At 30.3% G+C, this 671-nt stretch carries 1 protein-coding gene; it reads right to left on the bottom strand.

The window, feature by feature from the left end:
* Positions 1–436: M17 family peptidase N-terminal domain-containing protein (locus B5E75_RS14355; RefSeq protein ID WP_275086226.1), on the bottom strand; the 436-nt coding region annotated here is incomplete at its 3' end.
* Positions 437–671: the final 235 nt, after the last annotated feature.

Below are 671 nucleotides of genomic sequence, written 5' to 3' on the forward strand. Positions count from 1 at the left end.
CTTCATTGATTTCATCTTGAACATCTACTGATGCAAGAACATCCATATTCATGATAGGTTTCGCATCATGTCCGATCTTTCTTTCTTCATATTGAGCTAAGATATGTGATTCTAACCAGACTCTTACTAATGTTGATTGATTGTCTAGATGATTTATAACAAGCTGTACAGGTTGCTTGATATCTTTGGATACAGTAGTAGCTATCTTTCTTAGCTTGTCTGTTGTGATTTCATTTTGTTTTCCCAGACCTACAAAGAGAATATAAGAGAAAGGATATTTTCCCAAAGTATGAATCTGAGTGATTTGAGAAAAGTTCTTATCAATATCTTGAGTGACATCATATCCTAGTGTATCAATGATATCTTGGCATACAGATTGTTCTTGATAGATAGGATAGATCATAATGTTATTGTTGAATTGTTTGATTTGTTGCATAATTTAAACCTCCTTATGACATCTATTTTAACACTTTTATTGTCTTAATAGCAATTATTTAACATACAACTCTTATTTCTTAAAGAAAAAAGCCTTTTGTAGGCTCTTTTCAAAATAACCAATCCCATATTAAAGATTTGGTTTTTAAATCTTTTGTTGTTTCACAATAATTAACCTTTAAATCACCAGTTAAACTTTTTCCTAATCCATCACCTAATATAATGGTATAGACACC

Origin of the sequence: Massiliimicrobium timonense, from assembly GCF_002160865.1 — a bacterium.
Lineage (GTDB): Bacteria > Bacillota_I > Bacilli_A > Erysipelotrichales > Coprobacillaceae > Allocoprobacillus.